The organism is Brevundimonas sp. FG8 (assembly GCF_057808845.1).
In genome coordinates this window covers 619,169-639,422 of the sequence record NZ_JBMDIU010000001.1, presented here as the reverse complement: position 1 = coordinate 639,422, position 20,254 = coordinate 619,169, and the positions used below count along the sequence as shown (strand labels likewise).

Genomic DNA, 20,254 nt, shown 5'->3' with positions numbered 1-20,254 from the left:
AAACCCTGACGCGGCGTCACTTTTACCTGCATGGGACGCACAGCCGACTACTCTCGCCAAAGCTGCACGGTGGCCGCCACCCTTGAGGTGATCGGCGATCCGTGGACGATGCTGGTCATTCGCGACGCCTTCAACGGCGTCAGCCGCTTCGAACAGTGGCAGGAGCGTCTGGGCGTCGCCCGCAACGTGCTGGCCGCCCGGCTGAAAACTCTTGTCCAGCACGGCGTGCTTGAGCCCCGGCTTTATTCGGAGCGCCCGCCGCGCAACGAGTATGTCCTGACCGCCAAGGGCAAGGATCTGTACGGCGTTCTGGTGACCCTGCACGCCTGGGGCGCCAAGCATGTCTATGGCGAGGAGAACGCCGGACTGAAGATGGTGCACAAGGACTGCGGCCACGACCTGAACCCCCGCATCGCCTGCGCCCATTGCAATGAGATCGTGAAGCCGCGTGACATCCAGCTGATCCACGACCGCACCCGCCTGACCGTGGGCGAGGTCATGCCCAAGGACGAGGTGGCCTGAGCACCGCCTCACCTCTCCATTCGCCCACTTGAGAAGCCCTCCCCCTCGAGGGGGGAGGGTTGGGTGGGGGTGGATGCAGGCGCTTTGAGAACGACCTCGTAGGGCTGCGTCGACCTCTCCAAACGCTCCCGGCCTTTCAATCTCCAGCCCTCACCCCCATCCCCGACCCTTCCCCCCTCGAGGGGGAAGGGAGCGACGCAGTCTGTCCAAAGCCTCGGCCCCTCTGCCAACCCCTACGTCCAAATTTGACGCACCGGCCTGCTAACCTTTGAAGGCTTGGGTCTTTGACAATCTGCCGGTTGAACCCTCGTTCAATCACCCCGCCTCGCGAGAAAAAGTGCACGATGTGCACTCCATTTTTTCAGAGTGCACTTTTTCCCAACGCGTCGGGAGCCCGGTGAGCCCCCATCCCGCCAATCACGCTATCCTCCCCCGCATGACCGACTCACAGACTGCCGGCCGTTGCGGCTGGTGCGGGACGACCGACGCCCTCTACATCGCCTATCACGACGAGGAATGGGGCGTGCCCGAGTACGACCCGCGCGCCCTGTGGGAGAAGCTGATCCTCGACGGCTTTCAGGCTGGGCTGGCGTGGATCACCATTCTGAGGAAGCGCGAGGGCATCCGCGACGCCTTCGACGGCTTCGACCCCGAGAAGGTCGCCGCCTATGGCGAGGCCGACATCGAGCGGCTGCTGAACGACCCGCGCATCATCCGTTCACGCGCCAAGATCAACGCGGCCATCCGCGGGGCGCAAATCTGGCTGGAGATGCGCGACAACGGCGAGGACTTCTCCGCCTGGCTCTGGTCCTTCGTCGGCGGCGCGCCGATCCAGAACGACTGGTCCGACTTCCGCGAGGCTCCGGTGAAGACGCCCGAGAGCGAGGCCATGGCCAGGGCGCTGAAGAAGCGCGGCTTCAACTTCTGCGGCCCTGTGATCGTCTATGCCTTCATGCAGGCCACAGGTCTCGTGAACGATCACCCGCGCTCATGCTTCCGCTATGAAGAAATCCGTGCGATGGGAGCCTCGCGGACGTTCACCGCCAAGGCCTGACCTCCGGTATTTGTAGCTGTCCGCTTCCCACCCGTTGCGGACATCGCTTCGAGCAGTCAGGCTCGATCCATGCCTGTCGTATATCGCTCCTTCGTCAACACATCCGGCTTCCAACGCATCGATCTCTTCGAGCAACAAGAGGGCGTTTACGTCCTTGTTTATGAGGCAGAGCGGCCTCATTCATCGACGCGCGACTACCTGCAAGACACATGGAAGCTGGCAAAAGAGCTGTGCTTTGAGGAGTTTGGCGTGCCGTTCGAATCTTGGCAGCGCATGGACGTTGCACAGCCGCCCCGTTGATAGGTGCCGTCCGCTTCCCACCCATTTCTGACCGCTAACGGGTCCGCTCTCGGCAAAATGTGATGTCACTCGTTATGCCAACTGTAGTTACCTCGATGCAGGCGGTCGGCATGGTCAACGACCACCAGACGACCTGCTTCCGTCACAAGGCCGTCCGCGATATGGCCCGCCCGTGAGTTCTGATCGCGCCTTCCCCACCCTGGCCCTCGAGACCCTGCTGGCCCAGTCCGCCGGCGGTCTGGTCTGTGGCGTGGACGAGGCCGGGCGTGGGCCTTGGGCGGGGCCGGTGTCCGCGGGGGCGGTGATCCTGAACCCGGACGACCTGCCGGCCGGCATCGACGACTCCAAGGCCCTGACCGGGAAGCGCCGCGAGGCTCTGGAGCCCGAGATCAAGGCCCGCGCCATCGCCTGGGGCGTCGGCTTCGCCTCGGCGCGCGAGATCGAGGAGCTGAACATCATCGGCGCAACCGGCCTGGCCATGTGTCGCGCCATCGAGGCCATGGCGGTCCAGCCGGTCGCGGCTCTGGTGGACGGGAACTACCGGTTCCCCCTTCCCTGCCCGATCCGGACGGTCGTGAAGGGCGACAGCCTGTCCCTGTCGATCGCGGCGGCCTCCATCCTCGCCAAGACGGCGCGGGACCGGGTCATGATCGAGCTGGACGCCCTCTACCCCGCCTACGGCTTCGCCCGGCACAAGGGCTACAACGCCCCGATCCACTCCGAGGCGCTCAGGCTGCACGGCCCCTGCCCCGAACACCGTCGGACATGGGGACCGGTGAAGGCGCTGCTCTAGACAGTCTCCGGAGCGCTGAACGCGCGTTGAAGCTTGCGGACCAGGTCGTCCGGATGCTCGTCGAAGTATGACACCGGAACATCGTACGGCTCCCCGGCATCCAGATGAAGCCGCAGGCTGAGATAGGTTCGCCCCCGCCTCGTCGTCATCTCTCCCCAGCCGACAGTCCGGATGCTTTTCAGAGGGATGGAGCGCCCAAGAAGCATGTTCACCCGCAGCCTGTCCCTGACCACTTCGAGAGCATTGTTCTCGACGTAAGCCTTCCAGAACCAGCGCCCGCCCGACCAGGCCAAACAGCCCCCGATCACGGTCAGGAACAGCAATCCCGGCGACCACTGATCCCCTCGCCAGACGTCCCAGAGCAGGGAGGCGGCGGGCCCGACAAGGAGCGCCACGAGGACCAGCGCCGCAAGGAAAGGCTCGCGTTTCCCGACCCGACTGAATCCCGCAATGCGCATACGCCCCTCCGACCGGCGGACAGGCTAGCGGGCTGAGGTTCAGATATGAAGCGCCCCGCCCAGCATGGCGCCCATCAGGGCCGCGACCACGCCACCGCCGACGATGACGGCCCAGCCGGGAATGGCCCGCGCCATCTCGCCGAAGGTCGGTTCAGGGACCGGCGCCGTATCGTTGGCGGGACGGTGATCGAAGCGAGGGGCCGAAGGCGCCTTCCAGCTGACGACGCCGAACGCATCGGCGGCCCGGTCGTAGGCGCGAACGCCTTCCATGCGGCGCGAGGGGGTCATGTGCAGCGTGTCCATGCCCGACTGAACGGTCCCGGACTCAAGCCGTTCCCTTCGCCCCCGCCTCAGGCGGCGTCGGCGATCTCGATCCGGCGCTCGCCGACCACGAACAGATACTCGACGTTCCGCAGTCGCCCGACCGCCCCGACCTTCTCGCCCCTGGGGTTATGGATGCCGATGCGGGCGCCGACGTAGCGGGGCCGGGCGATCTCGATCACCTGCACCTCGCCCCGGGCGGACAGCATGGCCACCAGCTGCTCCCGGCTCAGATAGCCCTCGTCATTGAAGGACACGACCAGATTGGGGGCCTTCAGATCGGCGATCACGCTCTCCAGCGCCGGACCGATACCGGGGCGGCTGTTGAAGGCGCTCTTGCGGGTCTTCACGTCGATCCGCTTGTTCGCCACCCCATAGGTCTCGGGCTTGTCCCACAGGACCAGACTTTCCCAGCAGTGGTAGTTCCCGAGGTAGGAATGCTGATTGTACGGCGGGTCCAGATAGACCAGATCGGCCTCGATCTCGGGCGCGATGGCGACCGCATCCGCATGCGTCGCCTTGCACGGCCCGCCCGCCACGCCCGGCAGGATGTCGGGCATCCGCAGCTCCAGCGGCTTCAGCGCCCGCGGCGCCCAGGACTTCATATAGGCCATCTGCAGACCGGCCGTGGAATCGACCCGGTCCGCCGCCTCCATCAGGGCCACCAGCGCGATGGCCTCCAGCTCAGGCTCCAGCGCCAGCGTCGCGATCCGCTCGCGCATGGCGTCGATGACGGCGCCGTTGTCGGGATGGAAGAAGCGGGCGTCCTCGCAGAAGGCCTTGGTGAACCAGCCCGCCTCGGGCTTCACCGCGCGCAGGTCCGTCAGAACCGCCTCGGCCCGTTCCAGCCAGCGCTGCCGATCCGCCTGCACATAGGCGGTGGCGAGGGTATGCGCATAGGCATTGTGGTCATTGGACCAGACCCGGAAGCCCTGCCCCTTCAGCGCATGGCCCACGCGGGCCGAGCCGGAGAACAGGTCGCACACCGCTCCCCCCTGCGGCAGCAGGGCGGCGACCGCAGCCGACACCTGACCCAGCAGGGCGCGTTTGGAGCCGATGTACTTGATCACGTCGCCTCCCCTCGCGAGGGATCAGGCGCGCCCCTTGCCGCCCTTCTTCGTCGGAGCATGGGCCAGACGCAGCAGATTCGCAGCCCCCGGCGCGCCGAAGGGCGTTCCCGCCAGGATCAGGATGCGCTGCCCGGGCTCGGCCAGACCATAGGTCATGGCGCTGTTCACGGCGTCCTCGGTGACGTCCTCCAGCGAGGTCGGCTCCTTGCCCAGCCGGGTCTCCAGCCCCCAGACCAGCGCCAGACGGCGGGCGGTGTCGGGATTGGGGGTCAAGGCCAGCACCGGCTGCAACGGCCGCTCACGGGCCATGCGCCGGGCCGTCCCGCCAAGGGTGGTGAAGACCACGATACAGGCCGTCGACTGGGCCTCCGCCGCCTTGCGCGCGGCGGCCACGAGGGCGTCGGCGTCGAAGTCGTGCATGCCCGCATGTTCAGCGTCCATCAGGCTGGGCCACAGGGGATCGCTCTCGACCCGCTCGATGATCCGGCTCATCACCGAGACGGCCTCCAGCGGATACTGGCCCGAGGCGGTCTCGGCCGAAAGCATCAGGGCGTCCGCGCCCTCATAGGCGGCGTTGGCCACGTCGGAGGCTTCAGCCCGGGTCGGCGCCGGGGCGCTGGTCATCGATTCCAGCATCTGGGTCGCGACGATCACCGGCACGCCGCGATCACGGGCGGCGCGGATGATCTGCTTCTGCGCGACCGGCACCTCTTCAGGCTCCAGCTCCACGCCCAGATCGCCACGGGCGACCATGACGCCGTCGCAGTAGTCCAGAATGCTCTCCAGTTGTTCCAGAGCCTGCGGCTTCTCGATCTTGGCCAGACAGGCGGCTCTGCCCTTCACCAGCTGCTTCAGCTCGGCCATGTCCTCGGCCTTCTGAACGAAGCTGAGGGCGACCCAGTCCACGCCGATCCGCAGGGCGAAGGCCAGATCCTCGCGATCCTTGGGCGTCAGGGCCGAGACCGGGATCACCGCCTCCGGCACCGCCACGCCCTTGCGGTCCGAAAGCTTGGAGCCGCTCTCGACCGTGACGTCGGCCCACTCATCCGTGCGCTCGCCGACGCGCAGCCGCACCCGGCCGTCATCCAGCAGCAGCAACATGCCGGTACGCAGGGCCCGGAAGATTTCGGGGTGCGGCATCTGCACCCGCGTCGCGTCGCCCGGCGTCGGGTCGAGGTCGAAGCGCATCTTGTGCCCCGGCGCCACGTCGATCTCGACGTCAGCGAAGCGGCCCAGACGCAGCTTGGGCCCCTGCAGGTCAGCCAGAACGCCCAGCGGACGCTTCAGCGCCATCTCGGCGCCGCGCACCGCCTTGAGGGCGGCGGCGTGATCTTCATGCGAGCCGTGGCTGAAGTTCAGGCGAAAGACGTCCACACCCGCCTGGGCGAGCGCCTTCACCGTCCCGGGGGCCCGGCTGGCGGGTCCAAGGGTGGCGACAATACGGGCGCGCCGGGCTCTGTTCATCGTGTGGCTCTGGTCTTTTTACGAGTGCGAGCCCCTTGTGCCTGTGAAAGGCGAAGCGGGTAAGGCCGCTCCGTGTCCTCGAAACACGAGTTTATGAACCCGCCCTCACCGGCCCGTCGGACAAGTGGAGCCGCCAGGCGCCTGCAGGTCGATGCAGCGGCCATCCAGTCCCGCCGGAGCCTGCAAGCCGATGATCGGCGCCAGGGTCGGGGCGATGTCGATGGTGCGGATGGGCAGGAACCGCTCCTGACCCTCCGCGCCCGGCCACCAGAAGATGATCGGCACGCGGCGATCATAGTCCCAGGGCGTGCCGTGGTTGGCGATGGTCGCGCCCACACGACCGCCGGTCACCACGTTCTCGCTCAGAGCGATGACGATGTCCGGCGAACGACCCGCGACGGTCGACAGACGCATGCGCTGGCGCACGGTCATCAGGTCCGGGGTCAGGTCGGCGGGCGGCGTGGACTCGGCCAGCAGGACCTCACGGCTTTCGGCGAAGGCGATATCCGGATTGGCGCGCAGCAGCGGCAGGGCGGCCTCGACCACCCGAGTGCGCAGCGGCTCGGGCAGGCCCTTCAGATCCTTGTCGCCGACCACCAGCCCACTGCCGCCCGACGCCAGCGGATTGTCGGCCAGACCGAACTGCGCCTTCAGCGTCTCGTTGATCGCGGCCAGACGACGGGCGTCGAAGCGGTGAGCATGAGGATAGCCACGCACGGCCAGGCGCTCCACGAAGTCCGACCCGCCGTGGTCGGCGGTCAGCACCACGATCGCGCCTTGCGGCAGGCGTTGCAGGAACTGACCGAGGGCGGCGTCCAGACGATACATCTGCTCACACATCTCCGGCCCCTGGGTGCCGAAGGTGTGTCCGATGCGGTCCGTGCCCGACAGGCTGACGCCCAGCATATCCACCACGCCGCGACGGCCCAGCTGCTTCGTCTCCAGCAGCTCGGTCGCGGCCTTCAGCGTCAGCTCATCCAGCATGGGCGAGGTGTCGAGCTTGAGGTTCTCCGGCGGCAGGGAGGAGTTGAAGGTCCGGCCGTTGATCATCCACTGACCGTCCAAGCCACGGCAGGCGTCGTGCTGGATCGTCCAGTGCGGCGGCGTGACCCGCAGACGTTCGGCGATCCGGCTGTTCAGGGCGGCGACGGGCTGCAGGCGATCCTGCGCCATCTGGCCCGGCTCCACATAGGTCGTGAAGCCAAAGCCGTCCGTATACCAGAAGGCGCCGTCGCCGAGATGGCCGTTCAGATTGATCGCCCCGCGATCCTTGCCCGACACGGCATAGACCCGGCTCTGCGGGCTGGCGGTCTTCAGCCAGTCCGCCAGGGTCGTGGCCTGAAGTTGCTCCGGACCGACGACGCCGTTGTCTGTGGTGTCATCGCCATGGGCCAGATGGTTCTGGGGCGCGAACAGGCAGTAGACTTCCTTGCCCGTCGCCGGATCTATCCAGTCGTTGGCCGGAATGCCGGTGCGGGCCGGGTTCATACCGGTCAGGACCGTGGAGTGGCCGGGGCAGGTCTCGGTGAGGCCGTGCTGCTGGAAGCCGTTGGCATGGACCCGCCCCTGCTGCGCCAGCATCGCCAGCCCGCCGCTGAAGTTGTCCCGATACTGGTTGAAAAGATTGGCGCTGAACTGGTCGATGACGATAGTCACCACCAGCGTCGGGCGGGAGGTCGATTCCGTGACAGCAGCCGGTGCGGGGGCGACGGTGGACGCCGCTTGCGCCTCTCCCTTCGGCAGCCAGCTCTGGACTGTGGCGCACCCGCCCAGAGCCATCAGGGCGGCGGCGGCGACAAAGGTCGTGGGGACTCGGATCACTGAAGCATCTCCTGCGGTCGCAGCCGCCTAGCGCTTCAGCGCGACAGCCCTGCGACAGGCGCGGACTGCTACGCTCCCCGGACGGTCGAGGCTAGCCCTGCGTCGCGTTCCATGCGCTCACGAAGGCGCGCGCCCGCTCTCCGACATCCGATGCGGTCATGCCCGGTTTGAACAGCGCCCCACCGATGCCGAAGCCCGATGCGCCCGCCGCTTTCCAGCCCGCCAGATTGTCCGGCGTCACACCTCCGACAGCATAGAGTCGCTGATCCACCGGCAAGACCGCGCGCAAGGCCTTCAGCCCGGCCGGGCCGGCGATCTCGGACGGAAACAGCTTCAGCACCTGCGCCCCGGCCTTCAGCGCGGCGAACGCCTCGGTGGCGGTGAAGACGCCGGGCATGGACAGGGCGTCGACCGCGATGGTCTCGCGGATCACATCGGCGTCGGCGTTGGGGGAAATGATGATCTGGCCCCTCGCCTTGACGACATCCCGGACCGCACCGGGCGTCAGGACCGTGCCCGCGCCGACCACCGCGCGATCGCCAAGCGCCTCGCGCAGCAGGCGGATGCTCTCCAGCGGACGGGGCGAGTTCAGCGGCACCTCGAGGCAGGTGAAGCCCGCCGCCAGCAGGGCCTCGCCGACATCGACAGCGTCCTCCGGCGTCAGTCCGCGCAGGATGGCCACCAGAGGCAGGGCGTCGAGACGCTCCAGAATTTTCGCAGTCATCGCATCGCCTTCCACGTTCGCCACAGACCGGCGGCGGTGGCCGCATCCACGTCCGCGACCGCCACATCCCCAAGTCCGGCCAGCGCCAACGCCTGTCGATACCGGGTGACCAGCGCCGGGGCGCCGAGCAGGGCGATCCGCCCGGTCAGGCCCTCACGCGCCTCGCCCGCGATCTCGGCGCCGATCAACATGCCGGACAGGTAGTCCTGCAAACCCGTCGGCGCAACGCGCCCGGCCAGCATGCCGACACGGGTCCCGAACAGGCTTTGCCCCAGAGGACCGTCCTCCAGACCTGCCAGAACACCTGCCTCGAAGGCCGCGTCGTCGGTTCCGGCAACCCCGCCGACGAACGAAGGACTGACGCTCAGCGCGGCGAACAGTTCGCCGGTCATATGGGTGCTGAAATCGACGATGCGTCCGCTTTCCAGCCGCGCCCACTTGCTGTGGGTGCCCGGTGCAATGACGCGATCAAACCCGGCGTCCAGACCGAACAACTGGGTCTCTTCGCCGCGCATGACGTCGTCCAGACAGCCGTCACGCCACACCGCCACCCCGGGCAGAATGCGGACCTCGGGTGCATCGGCGGGCGTCACCGCATAACTGGCGATGTCGTCCAGACCGGCGGGACAGGGCGCATAGGGCGCCTCCAGCCACCGGCCACGCGCGCCCGCCATGCCGCAGACGATGACCGGCAAATCTTCCGCCAGCCAGTCGGCGGCGACTTCGGTCAGGACATCGGCGAACTGATGGGACGCCAAGGTCGAGGCTCCTCGCCCGTCCGCGCGGCGATCCAGAACTGTTCCCTCCGCGCCCATGCGGAAGACCCGCAGATTGCTGGACCCCCAGTCCACGCCGATCAGGGCTGTCGCTGTACTCATGATATCCGGACTAGCGGAAAAGGAACGGCGCGGCGATGACCGCCGCGCCGATTAAAGTTCACGGCCCGGAGCAATAGGGAGACCGCCGGACCGCCGCGAAGCCGCTGAGGGAAGGGCCGAAGGCTTTCCAGCCGGTCGACCTTTCAGCAGGGATCGCGTTTTCACCAATGCAAATATGCTTCATGGGTGACAAATCCGTCAAGGTCATTCTAGATAGCGCTAACATTCCGACACAGAAGCGGTTTGAGGGAACATGACGGACGGGAAACGCGGTTTCACACGGAGAGAGGCGGCCGCGTTCGCTGCGGCGACACCCCTGCTGGCGGGCGCGGCGCCGCCGGAGGCGCCCGCAGCCTATCGCTGGCGGAACGTGAAGGTCGGTGCGGGCGGCTTCATCCCCGGCATCGTCTTCAGCCGCGTCGAACGCGATCTGGCCTATGCCCGCTCCGACATGGGGGGCGCCTATCGCTGGGACTCCGGTCAGTCGCGCTGGCTGCCGCTGCAGGACGACACCCCGATCCCGAATGACTACGGCGTCGAGAGCATCGCGCCCGATCCGGTCGATGCGAATGTGGTTCACGCCGCCGTCGGCGTCAGCCGCCACGCCCCGGCGGCCATGCTGCGCTCGGAAGATCGCGGCACGACCTGGCGCCGCACGCCTGTCGACTTCCGCATGGGCGGCAATGAAGACGGACGCGGCCTGGGCGAACGTCTGGCCATCGACCCGAACGACACCCGCATCCTCTACTACGGCTCGCGCCATGACGGCTTGCAACGCAGCACCGACGGCGGGTTGAGCTGGCGACGGGTGAACAGCTTTCCCGTTCGCGGCCTTGGACCGGACCTGAACGGCCCCACGCACGGCGGACTGTCCTTTGTCATCTTCGACCCTGCCAGCGGAACCCCCGGCGCGGGCTCGCGCATCATTCTGGTCGGGGTAGCCGATCCCGGCGGGCCACGACTGTTCCGATCAACCGACGCAGGCGCCAGTTGGGCGGCGGTCGAAGGCGGCCCTCGCCCCGAGCTGTCCGCCGCCAAGGCGGAACTCGATGATCGTGGCGTCCTGTTCCTGACCTGCTGCCTCGGCATCGGCCCCAACGGCGTCAGCGACGGGCAGGTCTGGCGGCTGGATACGAAGACCGACCAATGGCGCGACATCACCCCGCCCCGTCCACTGGGCGGCTTCATGGGCGTGGCGATTGATCGGACCAAGCCGGGCGTCGTCATGGTCTCGACCATGAACCGCTGGCAGCCCGGCGACACCCTGTGGCGCTCGATCGACGACGGCCGCAGCTGGAACAGCCTCCGCGAACAGGCGCGTCGCGACGTCAGCGCCACCCCCTATCTCTACTGGGGCAATGACGAACCGGATTTCGGCTGGTGGCTGGCGGCCCTGGCCATAGACCCCTTCAACGGCGACCGGGCCGTCTATGCGACCGGCGCCACCGTCTACGCGACCATCAATCTGTCCGAGGCCGACCATCGCCGCGCGACCGACTGGACGCCCTGGGTCGAGGGGATAGAGCAGACGGCGGTTATCACCCTTGTCAGCCCCCCGACCGGACCGCACCTGCTGACCGGGTTCGGAGACATCTCCGGCTTCGCTCACGAAGATCTGGATCGATCACCGGACCTGCAATTCACCACCCCGGTCTTCGCCAACACCAACCAGATTGATTACGCCGGTCGCGCGCCGCAGATCGTGGTGCGCAGCGGCACCCCACACGAGGGGGTCGGATCGGACGGGCATGACGGCTCGACCATCGCCTGGTCGGAGGATGCCGGCCGCAGCTGGAAGCCTTTGGGGCGCCCCCGCCCGGCGGGGCCCGCAGAAGTCTCCAGCCATCCCCGGATGGACCTGTACCGGGATGCGCCGATCACGGTGACGGCCGACGGGTCGACCTTCGTGCTGGCCACGCCTCAGGTGATGTGGTCCGCCGACAGGGGCGTCGGCTGGCGGCCATCGCAAGGGCTGCCCCCACTGATGCGCCCGGTCGCCGACCGGGTCGATCCGGGCCTGCTGTATGCGCTCGACTTCTCGAACGGCGGCTGGTTCGTCAGCACGGACGGCGCGCGAAGCTTCGCGCAGATCGCCAGCCGGGGCCTGCCCGCTGATCTGAATCCCGACCGCGCCACCTGGCGGGAGCAGGCCTGGCCGCTGAAGGCCACGCCACGCCACGAGGGGGATCTGTGGTTCCTTTCGCAAAGTGGCCTGTTCCGCAGCCGCAACGCCGGACAGTCCTTCGACCGGATCGCGACGGACCTGTCGGTCGAGATGATGGACTTCGGTCGCTCGCCCCCCGGAAAGACCTACCCGGCCCTGTTCGCCATCGGCACGCGCGGCGACGTCCGGGGCGTGTGGCGCTCGGACGATGAGGGCGTCAGCTGGATCCGGGTCAATGACGCCCGGCATGAGTACGCCCGCCGCTTCCGAGCCATCGCGGGCGACCCACGCGTCTTCGGGCGGGTCTATGTCGCCACGGACGGTCGCGGCGTGGTCTATGGGGAACCGGAGGCGCAATCGTGAGCAGCACCCGTCGCAATCTTCTGAAGGCCGGCCTCGCCGCCTCGGCCCTTCCGGTGGCGGGCTGCGCGACGACCGGCGGCGCCGCGGGCTCCGGCCCGTTCAGGCCGACGTGGGACTCGCTGATCTCCGGCTATTCGACGCCGGACTGGTTCCGTGACGCCAAGCTGGGCCTGTGGGCGCACTGGGGGCCGCAGTGCGTGCCCGAGTTCGGCGACTGGTACGGCCGCCAGATGTATATCCAGGGCAATCCCTTCTACGAACATCACCTTCTGCACTACGGCCACCCCAGCGAGACCGGCTTCCTGAACATCATCGGCCAGTGGAAGGCCGACGCCTGGCAACCGGAAGAACTGCTGGATCTCTTCCAGGCCGCCGGCGCCCGCTACGTCGTGGCGATGGCCCAGCACCACGATAACCTCGATCTCTTCGACTCGAAGCATCACGCCTGGAACAGCACCCGGGTCGGACCGGGCAAGGACATCGTCGGAACATGGGAGCGGCTGGTGCGTCAGCGCGGCCTGCGCTTCGGCGTCAGCAACCACGGCGCCCATGCCTGGCACTGGTGGCAGACGGCCTACGGCTACGACGCCGAGGGGCCGCGCGCCGGTCGCCGCTATGACGCCGCCACCCTGACCCGCGCCGACGGCGCCGGCAAATGGTGGGACGGGCTGGACCCGCAGGAGCTCTACACCGGCCCGACGTTCGCACCGCCCAACGGCATCAGCTCCATCGCCGAAATGAACGCCTGGCACGACGAACGGGACGGCCAGTGGATCGAGACCCCGCCCGAGAACAACCCCGCCTTCACCCGGTCATGGGTGGCCCGCCAGCGCGATCTCGTCGACCGGTACAAGCCGGACCTCGTCTATTTCGACAACTACGGCCTGCCGCTGGGTCAGCATGGGCTGGACGCCACCGCTTATCTCTACAACGCCTCGCTGGAGTGGCGTGGCGAACTGCCGGTCGTGAACGGCAAGCGGCTGGAACCCCGACAGCGGCGCGGCATCGTCGAGACCGTCGAACGCGGTTTCAACGACGCCCTGATGCCCGAGCCCTGGCAGACCGACACCTGCATCGGTGACTGGCACTACAACCGCAGCCGCTTCGAGCATCACAGCTATGTTCCGGCGAAGAGCGTGGTGCAGCGGCTGTGCGACGTGGTGTCCAAGAACGGCAACCTGCTGCTCAGCATCCCGATGCGCGGCGACGGCTCAATAGACGCCGATGAGCGCGCCATCCTCGGCGATCTGGCGGCCTGGGTCCGGGTCAACGGCGAGGCTATCTTCGAAAGCCGTCCCTGGCGCATGTACGGCGAAGGCCCCACGGCGGTGGCGGCGGGCATGCACGGCGAGGGCGGCGCCCGGCCGTGGACCTCCGGGGACATCCGCTTCACCACCCGCGCGGGCATCCTCTACGCGCTCGCTCTGGACTGGCCCGAGGACGGCAAGGTCCGCATCCGCGCTCTCGGTCGTCAGGCGCTGGAAGGCCGTGCGGTAGAACGGGTCGAGCTGGTCGGCGGCGGCGCCCTGCCCTTCAGCCAGACAGCGGAGGGACTGGTGATCGACCTGCCCTCGGACCGCCCCGTGGCCTTCGTCCCCGCCTTCCGCATTCGCGGGGCCGGGCTGGTCTGAACGAAAAGGGCCGGACGGGATCTCTCCCGCCCGGCCCGCTGTCTGATGGGGATCACCGCTTAGCGAACCGGCAGCTCGAACGGGACGGCCGGCAGATTGTCCGGGCCGTACAGGTTGCAGACCGGGCTGTCGGCCCAGCAGAACCGCACGAAGCTGGCTTGCGGCGCGTTCAGCCACACCGTTGAGCCCTGAACCGTCCCCGGCGTGAAGCGGCAGGCCTTGTCCTGATCACAGACCTCGAAACCGACCGCGTCGGTCGCACTGAGCGTCACCAGCCCCGTGCCCGCATGGGCGAAGTCGATGCGGATGCGGTCGCCCTCGCGCACGGCGCTGACCGGCGAAGGCGAGCGGGCGACGGTCATGTCTCCCGCCAGGCGACGGGCCTCGAGCGAGAGGCGGCGACCGACTTCACGCTTGTTGGTCGGATGGATGTCGTAGCGGTCGCCGATGTCGATGGCGACGGCGAGGCCCGCGTGTGGATCGGCCTCGACCACCTGACGCTGGACGTCCCGCAGGTCGGCCCATGCCGAGGCGTGCGGCTCACTCCACGCCGGGCCGAAATTGGCCAACTGGACGACGAGGAAGGCGGCGTCCGGATTCTCGAACCGGGCGCGCCAGTCCGCCATGATACCGGTCAGCAGACGGCTGTAGCCGACCGGATCGTTGACGTTTGACTCGCCTTGGTACCAGGCAAACCCGGTCAGGGCGTAAGGCCCCAGCCCGGCGACCATGCCGTTGTAGAGGGTGGTCGTGCCGCTGCCGCCGATCCACGGCACGCGCGGCGGTCCCGGCAGGCTGCCCAGCGCCGCGGAGGTCTGGAAGCGCCACGGAGCCGCCAGCGAGACGATCGAGCCGTCGGCGAGCTCGATCCGCTTGGTCTCCGCCGGTCCCCACATGCCGCCGCCGCCGCCGAGGTCGAGCGCGCCGACCGCGATGACGTTGCGGCCCGGACGCAGGACGCCCGCCGGAATGACGTAGTCGCGCGGCGTATCCCAGCCCTGCATGCCGCCGATGCGGTGACCGTTGACGAAGACGACGTCCATGTCGTCAACGGGCCCGAGGCTGATCTTCGCCTCGCCCCGCGCCTGCGCGCGGGTCAGCTGGATCGAGGTGCGATACCAGCCGGTGCCGTCATAGTTGCCGAGGGCCGGGCCGTCGGTCTCCCAGAAGCCTTCCGGCTTGGCCAGTTTCCAGCCGCTGTCGTCAAAGCGGGCGTCGGACCACGGGACGGTCTCCTTCAGCCCCGGATCGTTGGCGCGCCACCACTGTTCGGAAATCCGGTTCCAGTGCGCCGTGCCGGTCTCGGGCGAAGTCGCATAGGCGGACAGGAGGTCCAGCGTCTCGGCGTAGTCCCCCGCCTGACGCAGGGACGCTTCACTCAACCAATCCTCGATGATCGAGCCACCCCAGGAGGCCGAGATCAGGCCGATCGGCACCTGTTGGGTGCGCCGAAGTTCCTGTCCCATGAAGTAGCAGGCAGCGCCGAAGTTCGGGGTGCTGGCCGGGCCGGAGGCCTGCCAGACACTGCCCGCTGGCAGCCCGGTTTCATCGACGCGGGCCTCGCTACGGCGGTTGACCAGCAGCAGGCGCATCTGGGGATCGGTCGAGTTGGCGACCTCGGTCTCGGCGTTGGTCACCTGACGCAGACCGAACTCCATGTTCGACTGACCCGAGCACAGCCAGACATCGCCGATCAGGATGTCGTTCAGGGTCTGGGTCTGTCCACCGGACTGCGCCGACAGAACGTAGGGACCGCCCGCCGCCGGGGGCGCGACGTTCGCGCGCCAGCGACCGTCTTCACCAGCGGTCGCCTGCGTGCTGTTCTGTCCGAGCGTGACCGAGACGGTCGCCCCCGGCCGGGCACGCCCCCAGACCGGAACCGGGCCGCCGCGTTGCAGGACGGCGTGGTCCTGAAACACATCAGCCATCAGGGGCGCGGTCGTCGGCGTCTGGGCATGAGCCGCCCCCGCCGCCAGCATGAAAGCGAGAGCCAGCGACCCCGAACGTAGCATCATGACCTGTCTTCCCTCGGACTAGCGGCGGCGAACCTGAACGGCCGCGCCGGTGTACTCGACGACCTGCGCATTGGCCGCGTCCCAGTCTAGAGCGGAACGGTTCGTCCCGTTGATGAAGCGAACGCGGAAGGTGCGGTTCGCCGCCATGCCCGGGTACGAACCCTCGCGCGCGCCGATCGTCAGGACGCCCGAACGCTGGTCCCAACGCATCGGGATTCGCGAGAACTCGCCCCGCTCGTAGCCGTAGGTCGTGCCTGCGTCGTCATACAGATCGAAGCTGCCGTCGGCGCCCTGATAGACGGTCAGGGTGATCGGGCCGTCCAGCTTCTCGGCGGTGTGCTGCACCTGCGGGCCGGTTGGCAGGATCGAGCCGGCGCGGACATAGACCGGGATGCGGTCCAGCGGCGCCTCGACGGTCACCTCGCGTCCGCCGGTCTGCTTGCGGCCGGTGTACAGGTCATACCAGTCAGCCCCAGCCGGGAAATAGACGCTGCGGCTGCGGGCCCGGTACTGGTGCACCGGCGCGACCATCAGGGACGGGCCAAGGAGGTACTGGTCGTTGATGTCCAGCACCTTGTGGTCAGCGGCGAAGTCCATGGCCAGACCGCGCATGATGGTGCCGTCGCGGTGCCAGCTGTCGCCCGCCAGGGTGTAGATGTAGGGCATCAGGCGATAGCGCAGGCGCATCTGGTCGCCGAAGGCGGCGTACAGATCGGTGCCCGGCTCGGCCAGATTGTAAACCTCGCGCAGCGGGAACTCGCCGTGCGAACGGAAGATCGGCGAGAAGGCGCCGAACTGGAACCAGCGCAGGTTCAACTCCTCCCATTCGGCCTTGTCTTCGGGCTTCATCCCGGCCGGATTGGAGTAGCGCGCCTCGACCGCGAAGCCGCCGATGTCGTGGGTCCAGTTGGGCAGGCCCGACAGACCCGCGTTGACGCCCGCCGACACCTGCTCGCGGAGGTCGTCCCAGCGCGCCACGACGTCGCCCGACCACAGGGTCGAACCGGTGCGCTGCAGACCGCCCCAGGCCGAGCGGGTCAGGATGTAGGTGCGGGTGTCCGGCTGCTCGGCGCGGAAGCGCTGATAGACGCCCTCGGCATTGACCAGCGGATAGGAGTTGAAGACCAGCGCGCCCGGACCGGCTGCGGTCGGTCCCATGCGCAGGGTGCGCTCGGGGATATCGAGGTTGGAGTGCATGTCCGGTTCGACCGAATCCAGCCACCAGCCGTCGAAGCCCATGCCCTTGAAGCTGTCGGAAATCTGACGCCAATACAGGTCCCGCGCGGCGGGCAGATAGGGGTCGTAGAAGCTGTTCGCATAGCCCGGCCCGACCCAGTCCCTCGCCCCCATGTCCACGTTGCGCGTGTACATGCCGCCGATGGCCTCAAGCTCCTTGTAGTGCTCGGTCGTCGGATAGAATTTCGGCCAGACCGAGATGATGATGTTGGCGTTCATGTCGTGAACGTCGCGCACCATCTGCGCCGGATCAGGGAAACGGGCGCTGTCGAACTCGTGCGAGCCCCAGGCGTTCTCCGGCCAGTAGAACCAGTCCTGCACCACGTTATCGATCGGCAGGTTCAGTTCACGATAGCGGCGGACGGTGTCCACAACCTCGGCCTGGGTGTTGTAGCGCTGGCGGCTCTGCCAGAAGCCATAGGCCCAGCGCGGCAGCATGACGGCCTTGCCGGTCAGGCCGCGATAGCCGGCCTGCACCTGATCCAGGTTCTCACCACGGATGAAATAGTAGTCCAGGTCCGTCCCGGCCTGCGACCACAGCGACAGGGTCTGCTGGTCCTGCTCGGCCTGCGGGTCGAGGTGGCGCAGGGCGATGTAGCCGTCGCCGGGGATCCATTCGACCTTGATCGACACCTGACGGTTCGCCGGCAGCTCGACCTCGAAATCGTGGAACCACGGGTTCCAGTTCTGGCGCCAGCGGTCGATGCGCAGCTCGCCGTCGATCCAGACGCGGGCGTAGTTGGACGAATAGAGCTTGAACTTGTGCAGCCCCGCATGCGGGGTCTCGATGGTGCCTTCCCAGGTGACGCGGACGCCCTCCTGCCCCGAGCGCCCCATGTCACCGACCTGCACCGGCTGGGCAGGCTGGGCCTTGAAGCCTTCGGGCCAGCGCTGCTGGTCACGGATGAACTCGTAGTTCACCTCGTGCTCCTGCCGTTGAACCTTCAGTTCGTCATTCTGGAAATAGCTGGCGGTCAGACCGCCGAAGCGGCCCGTGGCGTCGCGGAGGATCAGGCGTTGATCCAGCATCCCGTACTCGCGGGGATCACCGAAACGGGTGATCGAGTTGTTGTCCCACAGCAGGCCGTAGCCGCCGGTCGAGGCGACGAAGGGAATGCCCACGTCGATGTTGTGCTGGGCCAGTTCAACGTCATGGCCGCGATAGTTGGCGACGCCTTGCTGGTGCTGTCCGAGGCCGTAGAAGGCGTCATCGGCGCCCGGTTCGAACACCTGACGGACGGTGTTGTAGCGGTGCGAGCCGGTCTGGTCCTCAATGGTGACCGGGGCGATTTCCCGGCCGTTCACGCGCTCGGCGAGGATCACCTGCCCCGAAGGATTGAGGAACCTCACGGCGCCGGTGGTCAGCGTCACCTCGGCGGTGACTTCTGCGGCCTTCACCAGCACCACGTCCGCGCGCTGCTCGACGGTGAAGCCGGTGGTCTGCGGGGTGGCCGTGACCATCAGGCTGGCCGGAGCCTCGAAGCTGTCATCGGGCGAGGCGGTGACACGGATGGTGCGCGGTCCATAGACCTGAAGACGCACGGCTCTCGCCTCACCGCTCGACGGAACGACGATGACGCCGTCGGGCAGGCGCTGGACGCGCTCGGTCGAGACCGACTGCACCATCGGCGAGGCGACGGCCCAGACCGGCGCCGCTGCGGCCAGAACAAGCGCCATCGCGGCGGATTTCAGGAGACGGGCGTGGGTCATGGCAAACACTCGTAACGTCGTCGGTCAGTAGGTGGCGGTGACCACGCGCAGCAGGCGCGGACGGTCGGTGAAGTTCAGGCCGTAGTCCGTCTGGTCGCCGTTCCAGATGCGTTCGAACACCCAGTTCTGGCGCTCGTCGAAATGGCCTTCCTCGATGCGCAGCACCATTCGGCGCTTCCCGTCGGTCGAGGGCTTGGCGTTGAAATCGACGCGGACGCGATAGCCGGTGACGATGAACTCACCGGGCGAGATTTCGGCGAAGACGGCGCCGCCACCGGGCGTCTCGGTGCCCGGCACCACGTCCTGCGGTCCGAGCCAGGTCCATTCGGGCTGACCGAACTGCCAGCGGCGATAGCCGACAGTGGCGGTCCACGCACCCAGATCGACCGTCTGCGAGCTGCGGTCGTCCGGCTCGGACACCCCGCGCACCTTGCCTTCCCACGACAGGCGGGCCCAGACCCGCTGCCAGGGGGCGATGACCCGATAGACGTCGCGCAACGGCGTCAGTGTCTCCTCGGTGACTTCCTGAGCGCCGAGCGGATAGTTGGCATAGCCGGTGTAGTCGATGCCGAAGGGCGAGTAGCCGAGACCGCCACGTCCGAGCACCGAAAAAAGGAAGCGGGCGTACTGCACGTCATTGCCGGTCTCGGCCACGAACAGCGCATTGTCGGCCCGTCCATAGCGGTCGAGGTGAGCCTCGTAGGTCCGCGAGGGGCGGTCGTAGATATCGGGCGACAGGAAGTCGATGGCGGGCGCGGCGGCCTGCCAGACCTCGATCACATTCCAGGTCGGCCCGCCGGAGGCATAGCTGTCGGGGGCCTGATGCTCGACGGGATTGCGCAGTGCCGCGTTGACATACATCGGCAGCGGATAGACCGCCTTCCCGGCCGCGGCGATCTCGCCGACGTAGGAGCCGATAGCCCAGGCGTGAAAGAACTCGTCGGCGTCATCACCGAAAACCTGACGCCAGGTTCCGGGCGCCTTGCCCAGACGCGTCAGCAGGGCCTGCGGCACAGGGCCGTCGAACAGCGCCTGCGCTTCGGGACCGTAGTCGCGGACCGAACCATAGGTGCCGGTCTCGTTCTCAGGCTGGACCATGATCACCGTATGCCGGTCGCCGTCGATGCGACGCAGGTGGGTCATCAGGGCGACGAAAGCGCGTTTGTCGGCCTCAAGCGTCGTGCGTGAGTGCGGCGACATCGCATAGGACGCGGTGCCGTCCTGACGGGTCAGCAGCGGGAAGCGCTCGGGGTTCAGCTTGACCCAGGCCGGCGCGTATTTCGGCGCGGTGTTCTTCCAGGTGGCGAACCACAGCAGGACCAGACGCACATTGTTGCGGCGCGCCTCGGCCACGACGTGATCGACGAAGCTGAAGTCAAACTCTCCCTCGACCGGTTCGATCTGCTCCCAGCCGATCGGCACCTGCACGGTGTTGGCTCCAATGAAATTCACCGCGGGCCAGGCTTCGGCCAGTGGAGCCGGATAATTGGAGGAGTTGTTGACCTGCGCGCCCAGGATGGTGAACGGCGCGCCGTCCACGATCAGGGCATGGCGGCCGTCCTGATTCAGCACATGCGGGATCGCGGCCTCGCCCCGCGCCGACGTCTGCGCCTGGGCGGCGGCTCCGATCGTCAGTGCGAGGCATCCCGCGAGAAAGGCCAGCGCGCGCGGCCGGGCGTTCACAAAACTCACCCCAGTCTCTCCGGTCTACCAATCGAAGGGAGGAGAGA

Annotated in this window: 17 protein-coding genes; 7 read left to right on the top strand and 10 right to left on the bottom strand. The window is 67.6% G+C overall.

Translation table 11 applies throughout. The features are described 5' to 3' along the window. Positions 1 to 30 precede the first annotated feature (30 nt). The 5 genes from ACODRV_RS03025 (at position 31) to rnhB (ending at position 2,669) form a co-directional block, all read left to right on the top strand. The gene (locus ACODRV_RS03025; protein ID WP_141626148.1) at positions 31 to 522 is read left to right on the top strand and encodes a winged helix-turn-helix transcriptional regulator; all 492 of its coding nucleotides are present in this window, start codon (positions 31 to 33) and stop codon (positions 520 to 522) included. Between the two features lie 436 nt (positions 523 to 958). After that, a complete protein-coding gene (locus tag ACODRV_RS03020; protein WP_488907369.1) occupies positions 959 to 1,576 on the top strand; it encodes a DNA-3-methyladenine glycosylase I in 618 nt (205 codons plus the stop codon). Positions 1,577 to 1,645: 69 nt separating this feature from the next. Further along, a complete protein-coding gene (locus tag ACODRV_RS03015; protein WP_488907368.1) occupies positions 1,646 to 1,876 on the top strand; it encodes a hypothetical protein in 231 nt (76 codons plus the stop codon). A gap of 62 nt (positions 1,877 to 1,938) precedes the next feature. Further along, positions 1,939 to 2,052, top strand: coding sequence for a DNA-3-methyladenine glycosylase I (locus ACODRV_RS03010; protein ID WP_141626145.1), 114 nt, complete (start codon positions 1,939 to 1,941; stop codon positions 2,050 to 2,052). Then, positions 2,049 to 2,669: a ribonuclease HII gene (rnhB, locus tag ACODRV_RS03005; protein ID WP_488907367.1), complete on the top strand. Its 621-nt coding sequence runs from the start codon at positions 2,049 to 2,051 to the stop codon at positions 2,667 to 2,669. The genes ACODRV_RS03010 and rnhB overlap by 4 nt, the downstream gene beginning before the upstream one ends. Here rnhB and ACODRV_RS03000 read toward each other — a convergent pair. From ACODRV_RS03000 to ACODRV_RS02970, 7 genes are all read right to left on the bottom strand, one after another. Then, complete coding sequence (locus tag ACODRV_RS03000; protein ID WP_488907366.1) at positions 2,666 to 3,127, bottom strand: hypothetical protein; 462 nt, start codon at positions 3,125 to 3,127, stop codon at positions 2,666 to 2,668. The two genes, rnhB and ACODRV_RS03000, sit on opposite strands and share 4 nt — an antisense overlap. Positions 3,128 to 3,166: 39 nt before the next feature. After that, positions 3,167 to 3,430: a hypothetical protein gene (locus tag ACODRV_RS02995; protein WP_488907365.1), complete on the bottom strand. Its 264-nt coding sequence runs from the start codon at positions 3,428 to 3,430 to the stop codon at positions 3,167 to 3,169. Between the two features lie 47 nt (positions 3,431 to 3,477). Beyond that, entirely contained in the window at positions 3,478 to 4,518 is a 1,041-nt protein-coding gene (locus tag ACODRV_RS02990) for a DNA adenine methylase (RefSeq protein ID WP_488907364.1), read from the bottom strand. Between the two features lie 21 nt (positions 4,519 to 4,539). Next, on the bottom strand, positions 4,540 to 5,982 hold the full coding sequence (pyk, locus tag ACODRV_RS02985) for a pyruvate kinase (protein WP_141626141.1): 1,443 nt from the start codon (positions 5,980 to 5,982) through the stop codon (positions 4,540 to 4,542). Positions 5,983 to 6,087: 105 nt separating this feature from the next. Further along, positions 6,088 to 7,803 (bottom strand): alkaline phosphatase family protein, encoded by a 1,716-nt coding sequence (locus ACODRV_RS02980; RefSeq protein ID WP_488907363.1) that lies wholly within the window; start codon positions 7,801 to 7,803, stop codon positions 6,088 to 6,090. Between the two features lie 91 nt (positions 7,804 to 7,894). Continuing rightward, positions 7,895 to 8,527, bottom strand: a complete 633-nt coding sequence (locus tag ACODRV_RS02975) for a 2-dehydro-3-deoxy-6-phosphogalactonate aldolase (RefSeq protein ID WP_141626140.1) — start codon at positions 8,525 to 8,527, stop codon at positions 7,895 to 7,897. Then, the gene (locus ACODRV_RS02970) at positions 8,524 to 9,405 is read right to left on the bottom strand and encodes a 2-dehydro-3-deoxygalactonokinase (protein WP_141626139.1); all 882 of its coding nucleotides are present in this window, start codon (positions 9,403 to 9,405) and stop codon (positions 8,524 to 8,526) included. Before ACODRV_RS02970 ends, ACODRV_RS02975 begins: the two co-directional genes overlap by 4 nt. A 253-nt stretch (positions 9,406 to 9,658) precedes the next feature. Here ACODRV_RS02970 and ACODRV_RS02965 point away from each other — a divergent pair, with 253 nt between their 5' ends. Together ACODRV_RS02965 and ACODRV_RS02960 are read left to right on the top strand one after the other, a co-directional pair. Continuing rightward, on the top strand, positions 9,659 to 11,932 hold the full coding sequence (locus ACODRV_RS02965) for a WD40/YVTN/BNR-like repeat-containing protein (protein WP_141626138.1): 2,274 nt from the start codon (positions 9,659 to 9,661) through the stop codon (positions 11,930 to 11,932). Beyond that, positions 11,929 to 13,563, top strand: a complete 1,635-nt coding sequence (locus tag ACODRV_RS02960; protein WP_488907362.1) for an alpha-L-fucosidase — start codon at positions 11,929 to 11,931, stop codon at positions 13,561 to 13,563. The genes ACODRV_RS02965 and ACODRV_RS02960 overlap by 4 nt, the downstream gene beginning before the upstream one ends. Before the next feature lie 59 nt (positions 13,564 to 13,622). On the opposite strand, the gene ACODRV_RS02955 is transcribed toward ACODRV_RS02960, so the two are convergent. The 3 genes from ACODRV_RS02955 to ACODRV_RS02945 are packed head-to-tail and all read right to left on the bottom strand — an operon-like array spanning position 13,623 to position 20,216. Then, complete coding sequence (locus ACODRV_RS02955) at positions 13,623 to 15,578, bottom strand: sialate O-acetylesterase (RefSeq protein WP_488907361.1); 1,956 nt, start codon at positions 15,576 to 15,578, stop codon at positions 13,623 to 13,625. A gap of 18 nt (positions 15,579 to 15,596) precedes the next feature. Continuing rightward, positions 15,597 to 18,524, bottom strand: coding sequence for a TIM-barrel domain-containing protein (locus tag ACODRV_RS02950; RefSeq protein ID WP_488907360.1), 2,928 nt, complete (start codon positions 18,522 to 18,524; stop codon positions 15,597 to 15,599). Between the two features lie 24 nt (positions 18,525 to 18,548). Next, entirely contained in the window at positions 18,549 to 20,216 is a 1,668-nt protein-coding gene (locus tag ACODRV_RS02945; protein WP_488907359.1) for a DUF5597 domain-containing protein, read from the bottom strand. Between the last annotated feature and the right edge of the window lie 38 nt (positions 20,217 to 20,254).